The sequence below is a fragment of the Catenovulum adriaticum genome (assembly GCF_026725475.1).
In the GTDB taxonomy this organism is placed as follows: Bacteria; Pseudomonadota; Gammaproteobacteria; order Enterobacterales; family Alteromonadaceae; genus Catenovulum; species Catenovulum adriaticum.
On sequence record NZ_CP109965.1, the window covers coordinates 2,228,798 to 2,254,179 of the forward strand.

21 protein-coding genes, 1 tRNA gene and 1 riboswitch are annotated in these 25,382 nt (G+C 38.5%); of the genes, 7 read left to right on the forward strand and 15 right to left on the reverse strand.

Translation table 11 applies throughout. The features are described from left to right. Window positions 1-59: 59 nt before the first annotated feature. The 3 genes from OLW01_RS09675 (at window position 60) to OLW01_RS09685 (ending at window position 3,314) form a co-directional block, all read left to right on the forward strand. The gene (locus OLW01_RS09675) at window positions 60-782 is read left to right on the forward strand and encodes a sulfotransferase (RefSeq protein WP_268073671.1); all 723 of its coding nucleotides are present in this window, start codon (window positions 60-62) and stop codon (window positions 780-782) included. Between the two features lie 70 nt (window positions 783-852). Next, the gene (locus tag OLW01_RS09680) at window positions 853-1,425 is read left to right on the forward strand and encodes a MiaE family protein (RefSeq protein WP_268073672.1); all 573 of its coding nucleotides are present in this window, start codon (window positions 853-855) and stop codon (window positions 1,423-1,425) included. Between the two features lie 11 nt (window positions 1,426-1,436). Continuing rightward, window positions 1,437-3,314: a DEAD/DEAH box helicase gene (locus OLW01_RS09685; RefSeq protein WP_268073674.1), complete on the forward strand. Its 1,878-nt coding sequence runs from the start codon at window positions 1,437-1,439 to the stop codon at window positions 3,312-3,314. Between the two features lie 149 nt (window positions 3,315-3,463). On the opposite strand, the gene asd is transcribed toward OLW01_RS09685, so the two are convergent. From asd to OLW01_RS09700, 3 genes are all read right to left on the reverse strand, one after another. Beyond that, window positions 3,464-4,579, reverse strand: a complete 1,116-nt coding sequence (gene asd / locus OLW01_RS09690; protein ID WP_268073676.1) for an aspartate-semialdehyde dehydrogenase — start codon at window positions 4,577-4,579, stop codon at window positions 3,464-3,466. A 256-nt stretch (window positions 4,580-4,835) separates the two neighbouring features. Continuing rightward, on the reverse strand, window positions 4,836-5,687 hold the full coding sequence (locus OLW01_RS09695; RefSeq protein ID WP_268073679.1) for a pirin family protein: 852 nt from the start codon (window positions 5,685-5,687) through the stop codon (window positions 4,836-4,838). 38 nt (window positions 5,688-5,725) lie between these two features. Beyond that, window positions 5,726-6,325 (reverse strand): FMN-dependent NADH-azoreductase, encoded by a 600-nt coding sequence (locus OLW01_RS09700; RefSeq protein WP_268073681.1) that lies wholly within the window; start codon window positions 6,323-6,325, stop codon window positions 5,726-5,728. A 111-nt stretch (window positions 6,326-6,436) separates the two neighbouring features. Between OLW01_RS09700 and OLW01_RS09705 the strand changes: the two genes are divergently transcribed. Next, a complete protein-coding gene (locus OLW01_RS09705; RefSeq protein WP_268073682.1) occupies window positions 6,437-7,333 on the forward strand; it encodes a LysR family transcriptional regulator in 897 nt (298 codons plus the stop codon). Here OLW01_RS09705 and OLW01_RS09710 read toward each other — a convergent pair. Further along, window positions 7,330-8,181, reverse strand: a complete 852-nt coding sequence (locus tag OLW01_RS09710) for a 23S rRNA (adenine(2030)-N(6))-methyltransferase RlmJ (RefSeq protein ID WP_268073684.1) — start codon at window positions 8,179-8,181, stop codon at window positions 7,330-7,332. The two genes, OLW01_RS09705 and OLW01_RS09710, sit on opposite strands and share 4 nt — an antisense overlap. 272 nt (window positions 8,182-8,453) lie before the next feature. Between OLW01_RS09710 and OLW01_RS09715 the strand changes: the two genes are divergently transcribed. After that, window positions 8,454-8,969, forward strand: a complete 516-nt coding sequence (locus tag OLW01_RS09715; protein ID WP_268073685.1) for a DUF6702 family protein — start codon at window positions 8,454-8,456, stop codon at window positions 8,967-8,969. A gap of 178 nt (window positions 8,970-9,147) precedes the next feature. Here the strand turns inward: OLW01_RS09715 and lysC are convergent, their stop codons facing one another. Continuing rightward, window positions 9,148-10,500 (reverse strand): lysine-sensitive aspartokinase 3, encoded by a 1,353-nt coding sequence (gene lysC, locus OLW01_RS09720; protein WP_268073687.1) that lies wholly within the window; start codon window positions 10,498-10,500, stop codon window positions 9,148-9,150. 80 nt (window positions 10,501-10,580) lie between these two features. Continuing rightward, a riboswitch (Lysine riboswitch) is annotated at window positions 10,581-10,754 on the reverse strand. Between the two features lie 366 nt (window positions 10,755-11,120). Between lysC and OLW01_RS09725 the strand changes: the two genes are divergently transcribed. Continuing rightward, window positions 11,121-11,942 carry an SEL1-like repeat protein gene (locus OLW01_RS09725; RefSeq protein WP_268073689.1) on the forward strand — a complete coding sequence of 274 codons (822 nt, stop codon included), beginning with the start codon at window positions 11,121-11,123 and terminating at the stop codon, window positions 11,940-11,942. A 464-nt stretch (window positions 11,943-12,406) separates the two neighbouring features. On the opposite strand, the gene OLW01_RS09730 is transcribed toward OLW01_RS09725, so the two are convergent. From OLW01_RS09730 to priA, 7 genes are all read right to left on the reverse strand, one after another. Beyond that, window positions 12,407-13,237, reverse strand: coding sequence for a flagellin N-terminal helical domain-containing protein (locus OLW01_RS09730; protein ID WP_268073690.1), 831 nt, complete (start codon window positions 13,235-13,237; stop codon window positions 12,407-12,409). Window positions 13,238-13,769: 532 nt separating this feature from the next. Beyond that, the gene (locus OLW01_RS09735; protein WP_268073692.1) at window positions 13,770-14,591 is read right to left on the reverse strand and encodes a flagellin N-terminal helical domain-containing protein; all 822 of its coding nucleotides are present in this window, start codon (window positions 14,589-14,591) and stop codon (window positions 13,770-13,772) included. Window positions 14,592-15,366: 775 nt separating this feature from the next. Then, window positions 15,367-16,197, reverse strand: coding sequence for a flagellin N-terminal helical domain-containing protein (locus OLW01_RS09740; RefSeq protein ID WP_268073690.1), 831 nt, complete (start codon window positions 16,195-16,197; stop codon window positions 15,367-15,369). A gap of 366 nt (window positions 16,198-16,563) precedes the next feature. Beyond that, window positions 16,564-17,898, reverse strand: coding sequence for an ATP-dependent protease ATPase subunit HslU (hslU, locus tag OLW01_RS09745; RefSeq protein ID WP_268073693.1), 1,335 nt, complete (start codon window positions 17,896-17,898; stop codon window positions 16,564-16,566). 9 nt (window positions 17,899-17,907) lie between these two features. After that, window positions 17,908-18,462 (reverse strand): ATP-dependent protease subunit HslV, encoded by a 555-nt coding sequence (hslV, locus tag OLW01_RS09750; protein WP_268073695.1) that lies wholly within the window; start codon window positions 18,460-18,462, stop codon window positions 17,908-17,910. A 117-nt stretch (window positions 18,463-18,579) separates the two neighbouring features. After that, window positions 18,580-19,119, reverse strand: a complete 540-nt coding sequence (locus OLW01_RS09755; protein WP_268073696.1) for an SPOR domain-containing protein — start codon at window positions 19,117-19,119, stop codon at window positions 18,580-18,582. A gap of 93 nt (window positions 19,120-19,212) precedes the next feature. After that, the gene (gene priA / locus OLW01_RS09760; RefSeq protein ID WP_268073697.1) at window positions 19,213-21,393 is read right to left on the reverse strand and encodes a primosomal protein N'; all 2,181 of its coding nucleotides are present in this window, start codon (window positions 21,391-21,393) and stop codon (window positions 19,213-19,215) included. Window positions 21,394-21,682: 289 nt separating this feature from the next. Between priA and rpmE the strand changes: the two genes are divergently transcribed. Beyond that, window positions 21,683-21,898 carry a 50S ribosomal protein L31 gene (gene rpmE / locus OLW01_RS09765; RefSeq protein ID WP_268076205.1) on the forward strand — a complete coding sequence of 72 codons (216 nt, stop codon included), beginning with the start codon at window positions 21,683-21,685 and terminating at the stop codon, window positions 21,896-21,898. A 69-nt stretch (window positions 21,899-21,967) separates the two neighbouring features. Here the strand turns inward: rpmE and OLW01_RS09770 are convergent, their stop codons facing one another. The 3 genes from OLW01_RS09770 to rpoD all read right to left on the reverse strand — a co-directional run bounded on the left by OLW01_RS09770 (window position 21,968) and on the right by rpoD (window position 25,356). Continuing rightward, the gene (locus tag OLW01_RS09770; protein ID WP_268073698.1) at window positions 21,968-22,828 is read right to left on the reverse strand and encodes an HDOD domain-containing protein; all 861 of its coding nucleotides are present in this window, start codon (window positions 22,826-22,828) and stop codon (window positions 21,968-21,970) included. A gap of 424 nt (window positions 22,829-23,252) precedes the next feature. After that, window positions 23,253-23,329, reverse strand: a tRNA-Ile gene (locus OLW01_RS09775). Window positions 23,330-23,520: 191 nt separating this feature from the next. Further along, window positions 23,521-25,356: an RNA polymerase sigma factor RpoD gene (rpoD, locus tag OLW01_RS09780; RefSeq protein WP_268073699.1), complete on the reverse strand. Its 1,836-nt coding sequence runs from the start codon at window positions 25,354-25,356 to the stop codon at window positions 23,521-23,523. Window positions 25,357-25,382: the final 26 nt, after the last annotated feature.

Below are 25,382 nucleotides of genomic sequence, written 5' to 3' on the forward strand. Positions count from 1 at the left end.
CTTTAGCTACCTTCACTTCAAGCACTTAAAGATTCGGCGTTTTTATTTAAGCGACGCATTTGAACACCTTACAACTGCAAAATAATAAAATATTTATTATTGGCCTACCCCGTACGGCAACCACCAGCTTATGTCTTGCGTTTTTGGAATTAGGTTATAAAACCGCGCATACAGCTTACGTATATGATTGCTTTAAACAGGCTCAAGTTATCGCCGATACACCTGTGTTTGCAGATTATCAACAGCTTGATAAAACTTACCCAAACAGTCGTTTTATTTATCTTGAACGCGATTTATCAAGCTGGTTACCGTCAATAAAACAGCTATTAAACCGAATGGCTAATAACTTACTCAGAGCCGATGGTGGCTTTAACCCCATCATCAAACGCTGTTTTACTCAAACATTTTCGCCGTTTACCTTAGATAATATTCAATCCGATACTTTTTTAACGCAGTGCTATCTCAGCCACCAAGCCCAAGTTTTAGATTATTTTAAAAACAGGCAACAAGATTTGCTGCGTCTAAGCATCGCAGATTCAAATAGCTATCAGCAACTACTCAACTTTTTACAACTAAACCCACAACTAAACCCACAACTAAACCCAGTTGCCACTCATCCCATAAAATCAGGCTTTACCCCCATAAATATCGCAGGCAAAGTGACAGCTTGGAACCATATTAAACATCCATTAAAAGTTGCATCTACTCGCGCAGGTAAAATAGATAAGTTAAATTACCAGCATTTATTAGCCGAAACCGCACCCAAGCCGAATAAAATATAACTTTACGACTTTTTATCAAACGCCATCACAGGTAAAATTCAGCCCTATTTTGAGCGAGATAATAAAACCCATGTTTGAATTAAAATACAAAACCCCATTTAAATGGACTGAAGCCGTATTAGCTGACTTTAATGCTTTTTTACAAGATCATGCCGCTGCCGAAAAAAAAGCATCAGGCATGGCAATGTCTATGTTGTCACACTACCCCGACCGCAGAAAGTTAGTTAGAGCCATGACAGATTTAGCACTTGAAGAGTTAATCCACTTTAAACAGGTTTTAAAACTGTTAGACGAGCGCGATCAAATACTCGGTGACGACAAACAAGATTCATACATAAAACAAATACGTTCGGTATTTAGAAATGGCAAAGACGTATTTTTAATGGACAGATTACTGGTCGCTGGGGTCATTGAAGCACGGGGTCACGAAAGGTTTTCTCTGGTTGCCGATGCATTACCTGAAGGTAAAGATAAAGATTTTTACCAAGCCATCGCTAAATCAGAAGCCAAACACAAAAATTTATTTGTTGAATTGGCCTATGAATATTTTGATAAAACCGAGGTTGATAGCCGATTAGAAGAAATTTTGATCGCCGAAGCTAAAATATGTGAAAACCTGCCTTTTAGAGCCGCATTGCACTAAAAAGGTTTTAAATGTATCAACTTCGCCCCTACCAGCAAGAAGCCGTTGACGCGACGATCAATCACTTTAAGGCACATTCAAGCTCTGCCGTGATTGTGCTACCAACTGGCGCAGGAAAAAGTTTAGTGATAGCTGAGCTGGCTAAAATCGCCAACGGCAAAATTTTGGTGCTCACCCATGTAAAAGAGTTGGTTGAACAAAATCACCAAAAATATGAAAGCTACGGTTTAAAAGCGGGCATTTTTTCAGCGGGGTTAAAACGAAAAGAAATCCAACACGCTGTCACCTTTGCCAGCGTGCAATCTGTCGCGCCTAATATAGATGCATTTAAAGATAAGTACAGCTTACTTATTATTGATGAATGCCACAGGGTTGCCAATACACAAGATAACGCGCAAGCTGAAGCGCAAGATAAAACCACAAAAAATCAGACTAAAAACCTAAAACCAGAAAACGAAAAAAACACTCACCAAGCCAAAAAAAATAATAACCAATACCAAAAAGTCATTTCGGCATTGCAAACGAATAACCCTAAGTTAAAAATACTAGGATTAACCGCAACCCCCTACCGACTCGACTTTGGTTGGATTTACCGTTATCACTATTATGGTTTTTTCCGCTCTGAAGCCGCCTGCCCGTTTGAAACCTGTATTTATGAATTACCGCTTAGATACATGATCAAAAATCAGTTTTTAACGCCGCCTAAAATGGTCAATGCTGCAACCGCCCATTATGATTTTAGTCATTTGCAAGCAACCGCCAACGGGGAATATAAAGCAAATGATATTAATCAGCTGTTGACTCAATACCCCAGAGTGACCAAAGCGATTTGTCAGCAAATTGTTGAGCAGGCAACTAATAAGCAAGGTGTAATGGTTTTCGCCGCGACAGTTCAGCACGCCCAAGAAATTCACCATTATTTAAATCAATTTGCAGATGCAAAACAAGTAGCCATAGTCACTGGTGATACCCATCATAGGGATCGAGATGCCATTATTACTCAATTCAAAGCCAAAACGATAAAGTACTTAATTAATGTGTCAGTACTCACCACTGGATTTGATGCACCTCACGTTGATTTTATAGCGATTTTACGCCCCACTGAATCCGTTAGTTTATATCAGCAAATTGTTGGCCGAGGCTTACGCTTAGCGCCCGATAAAACCGAGTGTTTAGTCATTGACTATGCGGGTAATGACTTTGATTTACATTATCCCGAAGTGGGGAATGTTCGCCCTAGTAAAAACACAGTCCCAGTGTCTGTACCTTGTCCGTTATGCGGTTTTAACAATACTTTTTGGGGTAAAACAGATGCTGACGGTGACATTATTGAGCATTACGGCAGACGATGTTGGGGCGTAATTGAAACAGCCGAGACTAACAACTTAGACACAAAGCTTGCAGATACCCCACCAACTCAATGTAATTTTAGGTTTAAGTTTAAAAACTGCCCGCAATGTCAGACAGAAAATGATATTGCAGCCCGTTATTGCCATGAATGCCAACACGCATTAGTTGACCCTGATGATCAAATTAAAGACGCACTCAAATTAAAAAATTCGATGGTCATTCGCTGTTCAGGTATGCAAATAATTGAACATCAAGAAAAGCTAAAAGTGATTTATTACGATGAAGATGGACAAGAACTCAGTGAACTATTTAACTTGGCCAATAAAACCCAAAAAGAAAAATTTAATGCTTATTTCGCGAGGCGCTTGGCGTTAGCTACCCAGCCCACCGCTTTTGAGTCTAATCAACAAGTCATAGCAGCAAAAAATAGCTTACCCTATCCTGACTTTGTTATCGCCCAACAGAAGAAAAAGTACTGGCAGGTCGTTGAGCGTATCTTTGATTATCAGGGTAATTTTCGTAAAGCCAATCAAATGTAACTTCTACGTTTTTTAAGCAAAGTACAACTTGTGTGGTTCACTGCATTAATAATAGTAATATATTTCCCACTTTTAAAAATCTTAAATCTACATACAAAAAAAGCGTCCATAGGACGCTTTCTATTCGCAGTAAATAAAATACCTGCTAATTAGTCTTCAAGCAAAATACGTAACATTCTACGTAATGGCTCAGCAGCACCCCATAATAACTGGTCGCCTACTGAAAACGCTGAAAGAAGTTTATCGCTGCCCATATTCAGTTTACGAATGCGTCCAACTGGCACATCTAAAGTACCTGTTACTTTAGCTGGTGTTAACTGGCTAATGGTTGCTTCTTTTTCATTTGGTACTACTTTAGCCCACTCATTATGCACGGCTAACATATCGTGGATTTCATCCAACGGAATGTCTTGCTTTAATTTCATGGTGAAAGCTTGACTATGACAACGCATTGTACCAATGCGAACACATAAACCTTCAACTGGAATTGCATTGCCATCTAAACCTAAAATTTTATTGGTTTCGGCGCCTGCTTTCCATTCTTCACGGCTTTGACCATTGCCTAAGTCGCTATCGATCCAAGGAATTAAGCTACCCGCTAATGGCACAACAAAGTTATCTGTTGGGAAACCATCTGAATTTAAGCTTGCTGTAACTTTTTTATCAATCTCTAAAATAGCACTGGCTGGATCTTGTAATTCGCCAGCAACAGATTGATTTAAATAACCCATGCCAGATAATAATTCACGCATGTGTTTAGCACCGCCACCTGACGCTGCTTGATAAGTCATCGCTGAAACCCAGTCAATTGCATTATTCGCAAATAAACCGCCTAACCCCATCATCATTAAAGATACGGTACAGTTACCACCTACATAGGTTTTAACCCCGTTTTGAATGCCATCTTTAATTACGTTTTTATTAACTGGGTCAAGTACAATAATGGCTTCGTCATCCATACGTAATGAAGACGCTGCATCAATCCAATAACCTTTCCAACCTGCTTCACGCAATTTAGGATAAACAGCTTTGGTATAATCACCACCTTGACAGGTAATGACAACATCCATTTTTTTAAGCTCATCTATGTTGTTTGCATCTAATAACAAGCCTGCATCTTTACCGAAATTAGGAGCAGCTTGGCCCGTTTGAGAAGTGGTGAAAAAAATGGGCTCAATTAAATCAAAATCTTTTTCTTCAACCATGCGGTTCATCAATACAGAACCAACCATGCCACGCCAACCAACTAAACCTACTTTTTTCATTAACAATATCCCCTCGATGAGCTGAATGAAGTTTTAAAAGAGCCAAGATCATACATAAAAACGAGCCATTCGGCTAGATTTAACGCAAAATAAACCCCAAATTAACGAGCTTTAAGTCACAAATTTAACCCTGTATATTCAGCCAAAGACACCGCCACAACTTCGTTTGAGCAATAAGCCAATTGATTTTAAAAAAAGTTGATAAAAAAATAGGTTTACACCTTAAAATATGCCGTAAAAACTCATAAAAATTGCGTTAATCAGTTAAATTATCATTTTGATAATCCCGAATTGCTTGCTCAATTTGCGCCGCTGAATTCATCACAAAAGGACCTCTTTGCACGATAGGTTCATTAAGTGGTTGACCGGCCATTAACAAAAATCTAGCTTCGGTACTTGCACTCAATTTAACCCGCCCTTTATTCGATAACCGAGCCAAATGTTGAGCCGTTAATTTATCGTTATCATCCCCTATTGTTAGCTCGCCTTGATAAACATACAATAAACTGGTTTGCCCATCAGCAATATGAATTTCAATCTCGGATGCCTGAGTCACTTGAAAATCTAAATAAGTAGGTTGAGTTTTTACCTGCTGAACTTTACCTGTCACTAATTGGTCATTAACTTGAGTTTTACCTGCAATCGCGGTGACATTAAACCCTTCAAAATCAAAATTAGGGATGTCATCTGCCTCAATGTCTTCATATTTTGCGGGCTGCATTTTGTCTTCAGCAGATAGATTTAACCACAACTGAAAGCCATGCATTTTACCTTGGGTTTGTTTGGGCATTTCAGAATGAATCACCCCTTTGCCGGCGGTCATCCATTGTACGCCACCATCACTGAGTAAACCAACATTGCCCATATGATCTTGATGTTCCATTTTACCCGTTAGCATATAAGTAATGGTTTCAAATCCCCGATGAGGATGCGGCGGAAAACCAGCAATATAATCATCTGCTGATTCAGAGCCAAATTCATCTAGCATTAAAAAAGGGTCAAAGCGTTCTGCTCTGGGTCCAGAAAATACTCTAAGTAATTTAACACCAGCCCCATCTGACGTAGCTTGAGCTGGAATTTTTTCAACAATATGGCGATTGTTCATCATAACTCCTAGTTTATTTTACATTGTAAATAACACACGGATTATTCAATAAGCTCTGCGATGTTTTGTTTAGCGGCTTCAATGCTTAGCTCCCGATGACCACTCATATTCAGCGCTTCTGCATAAACGACCTGGATATTGCTTAACCCAAGAAAATTCAAAAACGTTTTAACAAACTGAATTTGCGTATCTTCGGCCTTTCCTTTATGAATTCCACCACGCGTGGTCAGTAAATAAACAGGTTTATCCTTAATCAAACCAACGGGTCCCTGCTCAGTATATTTAAAAGTGACCCCTGCCCGTGCAATATGATCAAACCAGGCTTTAAGCATTGAAGGCACATTAAAATTATACATAGGTGCGGTCAGTACCAGTACATCGGCTGCTTGAACTTCGGCAATTAGCTTATCCGAAAAGTTCACTTTATCTTGCTGCGCTTGGCTACGTTCAGCTTCATTTGTTGAAAGCGCTTCAATCCAACTCGCATCAAAATGTGGAATTTCTTGCTCAGCAAAGCGACGCTGAATAACATCAATATGGTTATGTTTTGTTTTTAATTGCTCAATCAGTGCATTTGCCAATTGAGTAGAAACACCGTTTTCGCCAAATATGCTCGAATCTATTTTTAAAATGTTTTTCATGCAAACCTCTTTATTTTTTAAGTTAAAATCAGTACAAATCAATAATACAAAGATTTTTTTGATTAATTGCATTAAAATATTGATTAAAACAATCAACTTTTTAGATTAATCATGAAAATTCCAAAAATTAATTTAGAACAGTGGGCTGCCTTTAAAGCTGTTGTCGATGAAGGAAGCTTTGCAAAAGCGGCAGAACAACTTAATAAAAGTCAGTCTAGCGTTAGCTACATGTTAGCCAATTTGCAAAAACAGTTACCAGCACCTGTCTTAATGCTCCAAGGGCGCAAAGCCGTTTTAACTGAAAGTGGCAAAGTACTTTATCGCCATGCCAAAAATTTATTAGAAAGTGCACTTAATATAGAACAAACCGCCGCACATTTAGCTATGGGTTGGGAATCAGAGGTGACAATAGCAGTAGATGGTTTAATGCCAATTGAGCCTGTGTTAGCGGCAATTGAGCAGTTTTCAAATCAGCATCCAAAAACCCGAATCAGGATATTAGAAACCGTGTTATCCGCTACCGAAGAAGCGATTTTAGAAAAAACCGCAGATATAGTATTAACACCAAAAATTGTACCTGGTTTTTTAGGCACCCCAATTACCACAGCAACTATGATTGCTGTTGCACATCCTAAACATAGTTTATTTAACCTAACGCCGCCGATTAATCATGAAGATTTAAAGCAATATAGACAAATTGTCATACGGGATTCGGGTGTAAAGCGTCAGCAAGATGCTGGCTGGTTAGCTGCTGAGCAAAGATTAACGGTGACTAGCCCTGATACTTCTATTAAAGCGGTTAAAGCAGGCATTGGCTTTGCTTTTTTGCCACAAGCTATGATTCAATTTGAATTAACTCACAACCAATTAAAACAAATACCACTTAGCCAAAATGCCTACCGTGCTTTACCTATTTATTTAGTGCAAACCAAACAAGACGATAGCGGCCCAGCCACTAAAAAACTGGTTGATTGTTTATTAGAACAATTTCCCCTTACTCCGACTTAAGCAGGTGTAATAAGCCATTCTAATTTAGCGTAAGCTTTATCATCTTGAGCTAATAAAGGGGTTAACCATTCTAATGCGGGTTTTATTTTTTCATCTAATTGGAAAGGCGCGTTGACCACCAACATCCCTGAGGCATGCATACCAAAATCTGCTTGCTGCTCACTCACCCCGAGTTCAACCTGCAATAAGCTTGAAACACCAAGATTAGTTAATTTTCTGATTAAATTTTGGCTATGATCTCTTTGTGTTGCCAGTACCGGATACCAAACTAAATAAATTCCGGTTGGCCACTTTTTATAAGCTTTTTGCAATTGCTTAACCACAAAATCATAATCTTGTTTTACTTCATAAGCCGGATCAATAAGTACTAAACCTCGTGCTGGCTTTGGTGGTACACAAGCAGCTAACCCCTCAAACCCATCTCGATGATGTACGGCAATTCGATTATCGCCCCGCATATTCGACTTTAATAAGTCGATCTCATTATTATGCAGCTCCATTAACACTAATTTATCAATCTCTCGCAAACTGAGCCGAGCAATTTCAGGAGACCCTATATATTGAGTTAACGCGCCTGCGTTATTAGGCGCAACTAAATCTAAATACTGTAAAATAACTTCTGGCGCTTTTTTTTGTTCGGCCAATAATTTTATAATTCCAGCTTTATACTCGCTGGTTTTATTTGCATCATCTGATTTTAAATCATACACCCCTCGCCCACTGTGCGTATCAATATAGACAAAAGGTTTATTTTTTTGCTTTAGCTTTTCAATAACCAATAATTGAACCAGATGTTTAAGCACATCTGCGTGATTGCCGGCATGAAAACTGTGACGATAACTTAACATTTGGTAACCTTTAAACTGGAAAAAATGCGATATAATTAGAAAATAGTATACCTTGATTACAGAATATTTAATATTAAAGGATTGATTTTTTAATGCTTAGCCCCATATATGTCAGTACTTTAAGGGTAATTTTGCACATTTTTTGTGACTTTTTAGCTTACAAACTGATCAATAAAAAAAATATAAAAATATTGAACTTTTTTGCTTGACCTTAATCAAAAATTAAAACAAATTATTAACAACAACTTAATATTCTAACTTTTGGTGTAACCGTGAAACAAAATTCAAATACATTATTAAGCAGCTTGGCTCTAATGTTTTTATTACCATTAAATAGCCAGGCCGATACTGAACCTTCGAGTAGTTCAAGCGAACTGTCGGTTGACGATGAAACTGTAAAATTAGCCTTAAAGGTGAATCGAAAATTAATTGAAAACGATTTGGTTGAAGTTGAACACATTCCTAATATTGATGTGTTAGATTTAAAAGCCTATCAAACCTACCTTGAATATTACTTTCAAGAGTACTTGCCTGTGACTAAAAACGAAGGCGAACCTGTCAACTTATCTATTAAGTCAGCGGATTTAGATGGTGAAACTGTGGTATTTAATTTTGAAGCGCCGTTAGAAGATGCTGATATGTTAAGCATTAATAACCGAGTGCTGTTTGACAGCAATGAAGAACAAGTAAACAAGGTTTTGGTTGAAGATAATAGCTACACCTTTACTAATTCAGTTGATGAACCTTTAATTGTTTGGCAAAAAGGTCATGCTGATTCATTGGTTTAAACCACGCAAGAAAGAATCATACATATTAAGTTGAAGATACAAACATACAAAATCAAAAGTTAAATCAAATTAAACGCATCTCACGATGCGTTTAATTTTTCTGCTATAAAAACAACTCAACACCCCACATAAAACACGAATAAAAGCCTCTAGCCACCATAATAAGGGCAAGTATTAATTAAATCGCATCAAACAAAGCTTCGTGCAAATGCTCTACTACTTTACCGGCATCTTGAGCTCGAGTTAAAAAGCAAAAGTTATGAGCGCTGGCACCCTGACAAATCATACGCAAATTAAAGTTTTCTAAAGCGGTGAGTAATTTACCTCCAACGCCTGAATTTGCTTGTAAATGATTACCAATCACAGCAACTAGCGACAAACCTTCTTCAACTTTAACTTCACAAAACTCCGCTAATTTATCTAATACAACTTGGTTTAACCCAGTAACTGTCGAGTTAGTTGGACTATCAATCGTTAAAGCGACTGAAATTTCAGAAGTTGTTACTAAGTCGATACTAATTTTATATTCAGCTAAAATGGCAAATACTTTTGCTAAAAAGCCACTCGCTAATAGCATGTTAGGGCTTTTTAATGTCACTAATGTTTGGTCTTGGCGCAGCGCAATTGCACGATAAGGCGGTTTATTTTCCACTTTATTTAAAATCCAAGTACCACCTACATCTGGCTCTCGGCTGCTACCTACAAACACCCCAACACCACTACGAACGGCGGGAATAAGCGTAGCAGGATGTAAAATTTTAGCACCAAAGGTAGCCATTTCAGCCGCTTCATCAAAACTGATTTCCGGAATAGGACGTGCAGCTTGAGTTAATCTAGGATCCGTTGTGTAAATACCGGTCACATCAGTCCATATTTGCAAGGTTTGAGCATGCAAGGCTTCTGCAATTAAAGCTGCACTATAATCACTGCCGCCGCGGCCCAAGGTTGTCGTTTGACCCTGATCATCAGAACCAATAAAGCCTTGAGTAATAAAAACCGTTGCTTCTAATTCTGGGGCAATTAATTTTTCGGCCTGTAACCGAGTTTGCTCAATGTTGGGCTGAGCTTTGCCGTAATTATCATCTGTTTTTAATACTTGGCGAATATCAAAATTAACGGCATGCACGCTTTTTTGTCTCATGACTTCTGCAAATAACAAAGACGACATTTGCTCGCCATAAGATTGAATTTGATCTTTGAGTTGCATTGAGCCTACTAAATTTTCAGAGTTTGCAACTGCCGTTAATTCATTTAATAAATTGTTTAACGCTAGGCAAACCCACTCAGGACGTCCCAAGGCATCAACAATGGCATATTCAATCTCTTTAATTTCAGATATTAACTGAGCTCGCTCATCTAGGGTAACATCCGCTTTAGTTAATCTAACTAAACGATTAGTTACACCAGATTGAGCTGAAACACACACAACTCGAATATTAGGTTCATTTGATATAATTTCAGCACAGCGCGACATAGCTTCAAAAGTTGCTACGCTCGTTCCGCCAAATTTGGCAACAATAAGATTTTTCATTATTTCCCCGAAAACATTTTAATATTTTCAATTTATGGGAAAGCAGAGGCTTTGAAATGAAGGATGTATACTTCACAGCAAAGGCCGAAAGCTCTCCACCAAGTTGGTGACAGTTAGCCGGATTCAACCACACTAACCGAAGCAAAACAAATGCTAAGTTGTTTTGCTTCTCGGCGAGTATTCCCCTTACTGGTGATTATTAAAGCTTAGCCTTTTCCTACCAGTTACCTGAATATCGCACCTCTTCCGGTCTTTGTGATCGACGTTAGGGCCGATCAAAGACGCGCGCGCATTAAAAAGCAAATTAATTCAAAAATCAATATCTGTTTATCAAATTTTTATTAATAAATTAGAATCACTAAAAAGTGAGGCGTCTATCTAAATTTAAACCATTTCTATTTTTAACTCGCTTGTTATGAGCTGTATTTCGGCAAGCTTTGCTTTAAAATAATTTTAAAAATTTTATGATAATTTGTGGAATAAACAGGCACCTTGAAACCCGCAGAATTTCAAATAAAAGCACAACAGACCTAAGCTAAATTTAAAATTTAAATTGGGATGAACTACACTTTAAGCTAAGTGCTTATCCTTAAACCTAACTCAATAAACGAAAAATAATCATGACATTGCCAACTGAAGAAAAACAATTTAACCATCAAGCTGAGCTAAATGACTGGCAAGATTTACCCGAACTCGAACTTTTTGACGACGAGCTCGCTTTTATCAAAAAAGATAATGCGGATTCTTTAGCTGAATTAGAAGAAACCGATGAACTTAGTCTAGCTCACCAATTAACCGATACCAGCACTGAAGGCTTCGACGAGCTGGGGCTCACCGAGTTAAGTTCCATAGATCCACCGCAAGATGAGACCTATGAAAGTTTAAAAGACAGTCAAGAATCTGCCGACAAGCTCATCCCTGATGATTTAACTCAAGCCTTGTTAGACGCGCCCTTAGAATACAAAAATTCAAGCAACACAAGCAACGAAGCTAAGCTAGATAACACTCAAACCATGCTAACAGCCATTAACCAACTTACTCAGCAAATAGCTCAGCTTAGTAAACAAGTTGAACGGTTAAAAACAAGCAAACCGGTTAATAACCCACAAAAGTTATTTGCGACAGGCGTTTATTATGCAAAACACCAAGATTACATTCACGCAGCCAAATGGTTTCGTCGGGCAGCTTTAGCCGGTCATGCTAAAGCCATGTTTTATTTAGGCACCATGTTCATTAAAGCTGAAGGATTGCCGCAATCAGTCACTCATAGTTATATCTGGATGACACTTGCAAATGTTTATGGCGCAACCGAAGCTAAAGCAGTCGCCCAAGATTTACAAAAATACTTAACAGCTAAAGAACTCAACCTAGCTCAGCGAATAGCAGCTGATAAATATGAAGAAATTGAAGATGCCCTATGGGTTGACTCACCAACTGGCTAATACTAAGCGTGAGTACATCTGTTCGAAACATTAAACTTAACCCATGCCATTATATTATTAAGATAGCAATTTTTGCTTAATGATAAATAATTCCGCCTGACTTTAGGTTTATATCAATCAAGGTTTATATCAATCAATAGTACAAATCGCATTTATGTGAGTAAGACTGGCAGCTTTTACGGAAGAAATTTAAAAAAAAGTATTAACAAAGTTTAAAACAAACAGCTAATTTATATCTTTGGCTAAAATTTGTTGAGCGGCAGCTATAATGCCAGGAGGTAGTGAGGGTTAGGCCACTACAACTGCCGTCAACATCTGTATAAATCATTGGATTTGATTAAGGGAGTCAAATGCCAATTTATTGACTTATACAGCGCAAACTAAGTTTGCAAAAAAGGTAATGCACAAAACAAGCCAAAATAAGTTTGGTTAAATATAAAAAGTCTGTTTAACTCTATAAATAATTAACCTAATAAAGATAAAGCCGCTTGTGGACGCTGATTCGCCTGACTTAATACGGTTGTACTCGCCTGTTGTAAAATTTGGTTTTTTGTCAAAGTCGCTGTTTCTGTCGCAAAGTCTGTATCTTTAATTTGCGAACGGGCTGCTGAGACATTTTCAATAACGTTGCTTAAGTTACGAATCGTTGATTGAAAACGATTTTGAAGCGCACCTAAGTCTGCACGTGCCGCACCGATAGTTGAAATCGCTGCATCTATTTTGCTCAGCGCTGCCGAAGCCAGTTGTTCACTTGCAACTGATAAGTCTCCACCGACTAAGCTTGAAGCACCAAAGCTGCCACCCGCTGCTCGTGATAAGTTGACTGAAATCGTTTGGCCGCCATTGGCACCCACTAAGAATTTTGCTGAATAATCGCCTTGCAATAAATCAACCCCGGCAAATTGTGTGGTTGTCGCAATTCGGCTAATTTCAGTTTTTAACGCACTCACTTCTTTTTGTAGTGCGGTTCTGTCTGCTGAGGTATTAATACCATTTTGTGATTGAATCGCTAATTGACGAATTCGTTGCAATGAAGTCGTAATTTCTTGCATTGCACCTTCAGCTGTTTGCGTTAATGAAATGGCATCATTTGCGTTTCTAACCGCTTGGTTTAAACCTTGTACCTGTGTGGTCATTCGGTCTGTGATTTGCAAACCTGCCGCATCATCTGAGGCTCGGTTAATTCTAAAACCTGATGATAAACGTTCAAACGCTGTGTCTAACGCGTTACCTGAACCTGTTAATTGACGTTGCGCATTTAATGATGAAACATTTGTATTGACGAACATACCCATTTTACACTCTCCTGAACTTTTTTCGTTGCTTTGTTTTTTGCAGCTTTGCTGCTTGGTTATTGGCTTATTTATCTGATTTAATCATCTAAATAAACGCTACCTTGTTTTTATTATTATCATCCGCTGACAATTAGGTTATCGGAGTGCAAAGTCGCTTCTTTAATAAAAAAGTGAAAATAAAGGACAAAAAAATCGCTAAAGTTTTTTATTTATTGGACGAGCAAGGCGAGGAAATAACAACTAAAATTAACAAAAATAAAGAGAGAAAAAAAAATAAATAAATATAAAAATTAGATACTTAAAAACAAGAAAATAAAATTTAGCAAGCCGTTATTCAAACGGCTCAACTAAAACAAAATAATTTATAAAAAATTCAACTTTTTAGTTAAAGGCTCAAAAATAAGGGTTAAGCTAAACCTCGCTTAACCCTTATGGAGTGAGTATGGCTCACCCGCTTGGCCTATTAACCCGTCGCACTACCTCCTGGCTTATCCCCAAACGGGTGGAAGCAGAACTTAAGCTAGCTAAATCCTTAACCTAATAGCGATAAAGCCGCTTGAGGTCGCTGATTCGCCTGGCTTAATACAGTTGTACTTGCCTGTTGAATAATTTGATTTCGGGTTAACTCTGCAGTTTCAGTCGCAAAATCTGTATCTTTAATTTGTGAACGTGCACCTGATACATTTTCAATGATATTGCTTAAGTTACGAATCGTTGATTGAAAACGATTTTGCAACGCACCCAAATCGGCACGAGCGCCACCAATGGTTGAAATCGCACTATCAATGGCTGTTAAAGTGGCAGACGCCAAATCAGCTGTGCTGACATCAAAGTTTGCACCACCTAAACCTGACGCACCAAAACCGTCGCCTTCTAAATTAACAGAAATGGTTTGACCACCATTGGCACCGACCAAAAATTTAGCTGAATAACCACCAGTTAATAAATCAACCCCAGCAAATTGAGTAGTTGTACCAATTCGGCTGATTTCGGTTTTAAGCGCACTGACTTCTTTTTGCAGTGCAGTACGGTCTGCTGAGGTATTAATACCATTTTGCGATTGTACTGCAAGCTGACGAATACGCTGCAAAGAGGTGGTAATTTCTTGCATCGCGCCTTCAGCGGTTTGCGTTAATGAAATTGCATCGTTTGCGTTACGTACTGCTTGGTTTAAACCTTGAATTTGCGTAGTCATACGATCAGTAATTTGAAGACCGGCTGCATCATCTGATGCACGGTTAATTCTAAAACCTGATGATAAACGCTCAAACGAGGTATTTAATGCATTGCCTGAGTTTGATAACTGACGCTGTGCATTTAATGAAGATACATTAGTATTTACGAACATACCCATAATACTCACTCCTAAAATTAGAATGTTCTTTTATCAATTAATAGGCCACTTAATGCCTAATTAAGACAAAAGCCACAAAATTTAAAATATGTGTCATTGTCTATTTCTATATCGACCAAAAGTTAAACAACTTTAGAAATTAATTTAATAATAATTGGCTAAATAATAAAAGTTAATTAAAACAAATAGAAAACTAAGTGAAAAATAAAAACAGAACAATGTTTTAAACATATAAAACATTTAAAATGCAGGGTAGGTGTTATAAACACTAGCTGATCAGCAAGATATGAAGTGAGCAGTAAACAAAATACAACTATTTATCCGTTTATTTGATTCTGCTGGTTATAGGCGGGTTGCCTAACTTTTTTTAAATTTAACCTTGTCCTTCTTCTTTAATTAGCTGGTTTCAAATAACAAGCTTTCACTTTTATTTACACATATGCTTGGCACAATAAAAACGAACAGCCGTGCTTCTTAATTAGCCCAACCTAAATTCACGTAATAACTCATTAAAACTCAATGTAACGAAAACAGCCGGAGCAAAATGCTCCGGCAAATCGCAACACCAGTCAGGAGAGTGCTTACGAGACAGTTAAGTCAACCGCCAATAACCAAAACCGATTAATAACGATTGACTAAAATAAACGACTAAAACGCGATTTCACTTAAAATAATCATTCTTACTCAAAGAGTCTTCAATGTTTTAATTAAGCAATAAAGGCTTTAGCTTAAAATTAGGTTAGATAGCTTTATCTAACCTTTAATCTATCCATCTTTAACCTAATAAAGATAAAGCCGCTTGTGGACGTTGATTCGCCTGACTTAATACGGTTGTACTCGCCTGTTGTAAAATTTGGTTTTTTGTCAAAGTCGCTGTTTCTGTCGCAAAGTCTGTATCTTTAATTTGCGAACGGGCTGCTGAGACATTTTCAATAACGTTGCTTAAGTTACGAATCGTTGATTGAAAACGATTTTGAAGCGCACCTAAGTCTGCACGTGCCGCACCGATAGTTGAAATCGCTGCATCTATTTTGCTCAGCGCTGCCGAAGCCAGTTGTTCACTTGCAACTGATAAGTCTCCACCGACTAAGCTTGAAGCACCAAAGCTGCCACCCGCTGCTCGTGATAAGTTGACTGAAATCGTTTGGCCGCCATTGGCACCCACTAAGAATTTTGCTGAATAATCGCCTTGCAATAAATCAACCCCGGCAAATTGTGTGGTTGTCGCAATTCGGCTAATTTCAGTTTTTAACGCACTCACTTCTTTTTGTAGTGCGGTTCTGTCTGCTGAGGTATTAATACCATTTTGTGATTGAATCGCTAATTGACGAATTCGTTGCAATGAAGTCGTAATTTCTTGCATTGCACCTTCAGCTGTTTGCGTTAATGAAATGGCATCATTTGCGTTTCTAACCGCTTGGTTTAAACCTTGTACCTGTGTGGTCATTCGGTCTGTGATTTGCAAACCTGCCGCATCATCTGAGGCTCGGTTAATTCTAAAACCTGATGATAAACGTTCAAACGCTGTGTCTAACGCGTTACCTGAACCTGTTAATTGACGTTGCGCATTTAATGATGAAACATTTGTATTGACGAACATACCCATTTTACACTCTCCTGAACTTTTTTCGTTGCTTTGTTTTTTGCAGCTTTGCTGCTTGGTTATTGGCTTATTTATCTGATTTAATCATCTAAATAAACGCTACCTTGTTTTTATTATTATCATCCGCTGACAATTAGGTTATCGGAGTGCAAAGTCGCTTCTTTAATAAAAAAGTGAAAATAAAGGACAAAAAAATCGCTAAAGTTTTTTATTTATCGGTCGAGTAAGGCGAGGAAATAACAATAAAGAAGAAATCTAACTATTTGAAAATTAAGATTAAAAAAAAGAAAAAGCCAATAATCAATGATTATTGGCTTTTTATGAAATTTAGCAAAAACATTTTAAATAAAGTGAGATTAATCAGCTTATTTATAAAATAAATCGAGATAAATCTTCATCATCGACAGCATCATCTAAATGCTTTTTAACAAATTCAGCATCAATTGAGTATGCTTCGCCGCTTTTTTCTGAAGCATCATATGAAATTTCTTCCATTAGCTTTTCCATCACGGTATGAAGTCGACGAGCCCCAATATTTTCGGTTTTCTCGTTTACTTTCCACGCAGCATTAGCAATGCATTCAATGCCGTCTTGGGTAAAATCAACATTAACGCCTTCTGTTGCTAACAAGGCTTTATATTGCTCAGTTAATGATGCTTTAGGCTCTGTTAAGATTCTGACAAAATCGCCCGATGACAACGCACCCAGCTCAACGCGAATAGGTAAGCGCCCCTGCAGTTCAGGAATGAGATCTGACGGTTTAGCCATTTGGAATGCACCAGAGGCTATAAACAAAATATGATCAGTTTTAACCATGCCATGTTTAGTTGAAACCGTTGAGCCTTCAACTAACGGTAATAAATCGCGCTGCACACCTTCTCTTGAAACATCTGGGCCATTGCCTTCACCGCGCTTACAAATCTTATCAACTTCATCAATAAACACTATGCCATTTTGTTCAAGGTTTTCGATGGCCTCTTCTTTTAACTCTTCTTGATTAACTAAACGTGCGGCCTCTTCTTCGATCAGCAATTTAAAAGCCTCTCTTACTTTTAATTTACGTGTCTTTTTAGTATCACCCGATAAGTTTTGGAACATACCTTGCAGTTGATTGGTCATTTCCTCCATACCAGGAGGCGCCATTATTTCAACACCCACTTGAGGCGCAGACACATCAATCTCAATCTCTTTATCGTCTAATTCGCCCTGACGCAGCTTTTTTCTGAAAACTTGGCGGGTTGAACTTGAGCTTTCCTGTGCTGGTGCTTCTTCGCCATACATAGGTTTAGGCTTTGGCAATAAGGCGTCTAAAATACGCTCTTCGGCCGCTTCTTCAGCTCGGTATTTCACTTTTTGAGTCGCTTGTTCACGAGTCATTTTAACCGCGATGTCAGCTAAATCACGAATGATCGTTTCAACCTCTTTACCTACGTAACCCACTTCAGTAAATTTTGTGGCTTCAACTTTAATAAAAGGCGCGTTAGCGAGTTTAGCTAAACGACGTGCAATTTCAGTTTTACCGACACCCGTTGGACCTATCATTAAAATATTTTTAGGCGTAACTTCTTGACGCAACTCTTCTTCAAGCTGCATTCTGCGCCAGCGGTTTCTTAAAGCGATCGCAACTGCTTTTTTAGCATTGTCTTGACCAATTATGTGACGATTCAGCTCATGAACAATTTCTTTTGGGGTCATCTCAGACATAATTGGCTCCTACTTTTTAGCTTCAGTTTTAGTTGAGTCATTCGCATTTAACACTTCAATGGTTTGATTTTGATTAGTGTAAACACAAATATCACCTGCAATTTTCAGGCTTTTCTCTACGATTGAGCGCGCATCAAGCTCTGTATTTTCTAACATAGCAGTCGCAGCAGCCTGAGCAAATGAGCCACCCGAACCAATTGCAATTAAATCTTGCTCTGGTTGTATGACATCACCGTTACCAGTAATAATAAGTGAGGCTGTTTCATCAGCTACCGCCAATAAGGCTTCTAAACGGCGTAGCGCTCTATCGGTTCGCCAATCTTTTGCAAGTTCAACCGCGGCTTTGGTTAAATGGCCTTGGTGCATTTCTAGTTTACTTTCAAAACGCTCAAATAAAGTAAACGCATCGGCTGTACCACCAGCAAAACCAGCTATCACTTTATTATGATACAAACGGCGAACCTTGCGTGCATTGCCTTTCATTACGGTATTACCAAGCGATACTTGGCCATCACCACCTATAACAACTGTGTCGCCACGACGCACTGAAACTATCGTAGTCATAAATATTTTCCTCTTAGTTGAGACTTACCGCCAATCATGGCAACAAGCATAAATAACCCGCCAATGCAGCGGGTTACTTTTATTTATGAATTTAAGATGGGATTGGTTTGCTAAAAATCAAGTCCAAAACCAAATTTGGCACCCATTCACTTTTGCTCTTTGCAACTTGTGCCTATCTGCTTCAGCTTCTCGTTTTGTAGGGTAAGGGCCTAAAACCACTCGATACCAAACGCCATTAGAACCATTGGTTTTTTTAACCATAGATTCAAGCCCTGCAAACGCAATTTTAGCTTTCATGGTATTGGCTTGGCCTTCTACTCTAAATGAACCGCATTGCATTTGATAAGGCCGTGTAGGTTTATCATCCCGTTTAGGTACATCCACTTCAATGGTTTTATTCTCTAATTCTTTTACATATTCCCACTTTTCTTCTGGCATTTTTGGCAACGGGGATTCTTTGCTTGAGTTAACAGGCTCTATGGTTTTTTGCTCTGGCGCTTTGCCCTGAATCGAAATTAAAAAACTGATAAAAGCGCCAATCAAAATAACCACCAACAATAACAAAACAATATTTTTTGTTTTTTTAGGTGCAGGCTGCTGTTGCCTAGTGTTTTTACGAGGTACAGGTTTACCTTTTTTTACATAGTCTCTAGCCATGAATACAAATACAACTCCTACTTTAATTATGTATTATTCTAAAGCGCATTGGGCTTGCTGAAAATAGCCAACGCTAAAAAGATTAAAGATTATTTAGTTCATTTCTTGCGGATCAATATCTAATGTCCAGCGTACTTGCTGACTAAAACTATTTTGCTCTAAGCTCATCACCAATTGCTGCATGGCTGCATTTAACATGCTGCGCTGGATAGATTGAAACACCATCATATGCCTGAATTTTCCTGCTCGCTTTTCCTGAGGTGCTGGCATCACCGCAAATAGGTTTACATTTTGATAGTGAACTTGAATCTGTTCATTAAATAAAGATTCGATTAATTCAACCGTGGTTAATAATTTGGCTTGTTGGGGCGATTCAACCCTTAAAATTGCCCAATAATAATAAGGCGGTAATTGCATTTGGTGGCGCTCTGCTAGTAATTTTTTTTGCAGTGCTGGGTAGCCTTTATAAATCAGGGTTTGTAAATACTCATGCTCAGGAAAATGAGTTTGTAAAATAACTTGCCCTCGTTTTTCAGCGCGCCCTGCTCTACCTGAAACCTGTACTAATAATTGCGACATTTTTTCAACCGCTCTAAAGTCAGAGCTGTACAGTGCACTATCAACATTGACTATTACCGTTAATGTTAAATTAGGAAAATGGTGCCCTTTGGCTAACATTTGGGTGCCAATCATAATTTGATGCTCACCGTTTTCTATCGCTTTTAGCTTGTTTTCTAATTCGCCTTTGCGCCGTACACTATCTCGATCGATTCTAATCGGTTTTGCGTCTGAAAACCGTTCAGTGAGCCAATCTGCCAGTTGCTCTGTGCCTATGCCCCAATCAATAATTTGTGTTGAACCACACTCCGCACATTGAGCTGGCGGTTTATTTATCTCACCGCAATGATGGCAAACCACCTGAGACAAAGCTTTATGATAAGTAAAGTGCCGCTCACAACGTGTGCACTGACAAACCCAACCACATTCATGGCAAATTAATGCGGGTGAAAAACCCCGACGATTTAAAAAAATTAAAGCCTGATTACCTTGTTTTACATGATGCTCAATTGCTTCAACCACCCCATATGCTAACCCGGCCTGTAATGGCTGGTGCTTAATATCTAATAATTGAGGGGTTGGCGGCGCATGCTTTTGAGTTCTTTGTTGCATTTTAATATGCACAAATCGCCCCTGTAGCGCATTATTCAGGCTTTCTAACGAGGGGGTCGCACTACCTAAAATAATTTTACATGACTCCACTGATGCTCGCTTAATAGCAACATCTCTGGCGTTATAACGCAGGCCGTCTTGCTGTTTATATGAAGCATCGTGTTCTTCATCTAAAATAATGAGTCCTAAATTAGGTGTGGGCACTAATACTGCCGAGCGAGTACCTAATATAATAGGTGCTATGCCTTTGCGTGCTTTAAGCCATGCGTTATGGCGCTCGCTATCATTTAACTCTGAATGCAATAAAGCAATTTCACATTCAAACCGCTGCTGAAACCGTGACAAAGTTTGCGGCGTTAAACCAATTTCAGGCACTAATATAAGTACTTGCTGACCTTGCGCTAGCACCTGTGCCATTAATTGCATATATACTTCTGTTTTACCGCTGCCCGTTACCCCTTCAAGCAAATACGTCGCAAAACCACTTTTTTGTTTCATAATATCGAAGGCATTTTGCTGCTGAGGTTGCAACTGATAAGGCGAAGGGTTAATTTTAAGCGGTTTAGGGGGTTGCGCCAAAATATCAACAGGCTCTATTAATGCCTTTTTTTCAAGTTGATTAATGATTGATTTACTAAAACCGGCTTGCTTTAATAAACTTTGAGTCGTGCTGCCTTGTTTACGTAAATAATCGTAAAGCGCTTGCTGCTGTTTTGCCCGCTCAGAAATATTTGCTGGCGTGTTGGTACACTGCCAAACTGGCTCTGTGACTAAACGATCAGGGTCACCTTGCTTTAATTTTTTAGGCAACAAGTTAACAAACACTTCACCCGGCGGGCACAAATAATAGCGACACAGCCAATTAAAAATTTTGATATATTCAGTATTTATTAAAGGCTCTACATCAATACAAGCATCAATAGGTTTAAGCTTAGCCTCTGGGTAATCACTGTTAGCTTTAATATTAACCACAATACCTATCAATTTTTGCCGGCCAAAAGGCACAGTCACTCGCGCGCCCACATTGGGCGACAAATGAGTTGGAATGATATAATCAAACAATCGGCGTAGCGGAACGGCTAACGCAACTTGAGCAATGGCCACAAATTAACCTATTAATACTTCAATAATCAGCCCTATACATTAACATAAGCAAAGGGAACGCAAAATCATACTTTTATAATTAAGCCTGCCTTTAATTCAATTTTCAATAAGTTCATCGCTAATAGCATTTTCTCAAATTAATCTTGATTTACTATCTCTCATCCCTTATCATCCGCGACCAAATCAAGTGGCATTATAAAATGCTGTTATTTAAATGACGTGTGGTATTCGGCAAGTAGTGACTATTTGGCGCGAATGGCTATACGGCCCTATTATAGAGGTAATCCTGATGAGAAAAGATATTCATCCAGAGTACGCAACAATTAAAGCTAGCTGTTCATGTGGTAACGTAATCGAAACTCGCTCAACAGCTGGTAAAGATTTAAACTTAGACGTATGTTCTGAGTGTCACCCTTTCTACACTGGTAAGCAACGTATCTTAGATACTGGTGGCCGTGTTGATCGCTTCAAGAAGCGTTTTGGTGCACTTAGCTCTAAAAAATAATCGCTTTAGATTATTAAATAAAAAAGGCGCTTTAAGCGCCTTTTTTATTGCCTGAAACTTATGAAATACTCACAATACAACTTGAGTACTATTTATAATGTCATCTACATCATCTCTAATATCCTGATACTCATCAATATCAATCTCAAGTGCATCTAAAACATCTTGTTTAATATGAGGCCAATCCGGAGCCGCCACAAAACGTTTGCAACTGGTTACAATATTTTCTGCCATTTTAATTGCGGCATAACCCATTTTCATTTGTTCATCCCGAACCTGAGATAAAAAATCTCTTTCTTGGTGGCGTAAAATAACCTGACATAAATCATCAGGCAGATGCCATGACTTTGCCAAAAAATAGCCAACCGTTGCGTGATCTGTTGAGTATTTTGCTTGCTCTAATTCAACTTGGCTAATCTCGTAGTTGTCATTGGCCTCCATTAATAATTCTTTGTAATCCGCATAATTACAAGCCATTGCAGGAATCCCACAATCGTGGAATAAACCTAACGTATAAATCGACTCAACGATCACTTTATGCTTAAATTTATACGCAATAAACGCAGATACCGCGGCTATTTCTGTGGCACTATCCCAAAATCGCTCTAATGAAATACATGAATCTTTCTGGTTAAATGAGCGCTTTAATTCAATTGCAGTCGCCAGTGCATTTGTGCCAGTAACCCCTAAAAAAACTACGGCTTGTTTAATATCCGACACACTGCGATCTAACCCGTATAGAGGGGAATTTATGGCCTTTAAGATCCCAGCAGACAGCCCAACATCACTTGATATTAAATCCGCAATATCAAGCATTTCAGGCTCTTTGTGAGCCATCAACGCTTTAAGTTTAATAAGCACTTCAGGCTTAGGTGGAATATGAAAACCGTGAGTTACATCCAGTGCAACTTTATCATCAACCTCTATCATTATCTGTCCCTGCCTTGTAAATGTTTAATTCTGGGTACAAGCCAAGGTATATATGCTTGAATCATAACAATAGCAGTTGTATTAAAAATTGCTGAGTTACAGCGTTTTTATTTATACGGCCTTTTTTAAGTAATTAAGACATTGTAAAATCGCGGTGACCAGTTATATAAGGCTTAATGCTTGCCGCGCTAACAGGCTGACTCAGCCGTTACCGATTATATTTTCGAGTAAGCCTTGAAATGCATCTAAAAAATTAAAAACCCATGGAAGATAAAAAGCTATAGCAAATTTAAAAGCTCGTAGCCTTGATTAGCCAGAGCCGTAATCGAGGAAATAATTTTGTGGACATTAAGAACACACGTTTGCTTGAGACAGACTATATTGGCGTTGAAATTGATTATCGGGATGTTGTGATTTGATGAAATGGTGGCCCCTCCCAGACTCGAACTGGGGACCTAACGATTATGAGTCGTGTGCTCTAACCAACTGAGCTAAGGGGCCATGTTATCTTGAAACGTTAAGTTATCAAGTAAGCGGCGCGAAGTATAAATGAGTATAAAATCGATGTCACCTATTTTTGTTATTTTTCTGTCTAAGTGGTTAGATAATAGACAAATTTTAATTTTTATAGGATTAACCAAGATAGCGTTTTAAAACACAGTGGCTTTAAAAAACCACTGTGTTTTATACCTTTACTCGTCTAAGAAGCTTTTAAGCTGCTCTGAGCGAGATGGGTGTCTTAATTTACGAAGCGCTTTAGCTTCAATCTGACGAATACGCTCACGTGTTACGTCAAATTGTTTACCTACTTCTTCTAACGTATGGTCGGTATTCATATCAATACCAAAACGCATACGTAGTACTTTAGATTCACGTGCAGTTAATCCAGCAAGTACATCTCGCGTGGCAAACTGTAAGTTTTCTGAAGTAGCTGAATCAACCGGTGAGCTAATTGTGCTGTCTTCAATAAAATCGCCTAAATGTGAATCTTCATCATCACCAATTGGCGTCTCCATTGAGATTGGCTCTTTGGCGATTTTCATCACTTTGCGAATTTTATCTTCCGGCATTTGCATTTGCTCTGCCAGTTCTTCTGGTGTTGGCTCTCGACCTTTTTCTTGTAACATTTGACGTGAAATACGATTTAACTTATTAATCGTTTCAATCATATGTACCGGAATACGAATCGTACGCGCTTGGTCAGCTATTGAACGTGTGATAGCCTGACGAATCCACCAAGTTGCATAAGTTGAGAACTTATAGCCTCGACGGTATTCAAACTTATCAACTGCTTTCATCAAGCCTATGTTACCTTCTTGAATTAAGTCCAAGAATTGTAAGCCACGGTTGGTGTATTTTTTCGCAATTGAAATAACCAAACGTAAGTTAGCTTCAACCATTTCTTTTTTCGCTCGGCGTGCTTTCGCTTCACCAATCGACATACGGCGGTTGATATCTTTAATACTAACAATGCTGAGTTTGGTTTCTTCTTCAATCACTTTTAGTTTTTGAATACAGCGTAAAATTTCGTCTTTGTGTTCAGTCAGCGCTTTTGCGTATGGCTGATCACTAGAAACTGCTTTTTCTAACCAAGCTGTTGAAGATTCATCACCGGCAAAGGCTTTGGTAAATTCCTTTTTAGGCATTTTACAATATTCAACAGAATATTTTAAAATAATACGTTCTTGCGTGCGCACTTTGTCCATCATCTTACGCATGCTACCAACCAATTTATCAAATTGTTTTGGTATTAAACGGAACAGCTTAAAGATGTCGCTTAGCTCTTCGATAACAACGCGGGTTTCAGGATGATTACGACCGTGTTGGTCTATCACTGCCATGACTTTTTCGTAAGCTTCACGTAATTGGGTAAATTTCTCACGTGCAAACTCAGGATCAATCCCGGTATCTTCTTCTTCCTCATCGTCGTCATCGTCATCTTCGTCATCTAAATCATCTTTTGATAATTCAGAACCAACATGCGTTGCAGTTGGCGATACGACTTCATCAGATTCGTCAGGGTCAATAAAGCCTGAAACAATATCAGTTAAGCGAATTTCTTCTGCTTCAACTTTATCGTATTGATCTAATAAATAAGTAATAGCTTCTGGATATTCGGCAACAGAGCATTGTACTTGGTTAATGCCTTCTTCGATTCTTTTTGCAATCTTGATCTCGCCTTCGCGAGTTAACAACTCAACCGTGCCCATTTCGCGCATGTACATACGCACGGGATCAGTCGTTCGACCGATTTCGCTTTCCACTGTTGCTAATGCTTGAGCTGCTGCTTCTTCAGCATCTTCATCAGTTGCTGTTGTTTCATCTGACATTAATAACGAATCAGTATCAGGCGCAGATTCAAAAACCTGTATGCCCATATCGTTGATCATGCTGATGATGTCTTCAATCTGATCTGAGTCAACTATCTCTTGTGGTAAATGATCATTAACTTCAGCATAAGTTAAATAACCTTGCTCTTTACCTTTAGCAACGAGTAGTTTGAGTTGTGACTGACGGTTTTGCTCCATACAGACTTCCGCTTACCTTTGAAAAG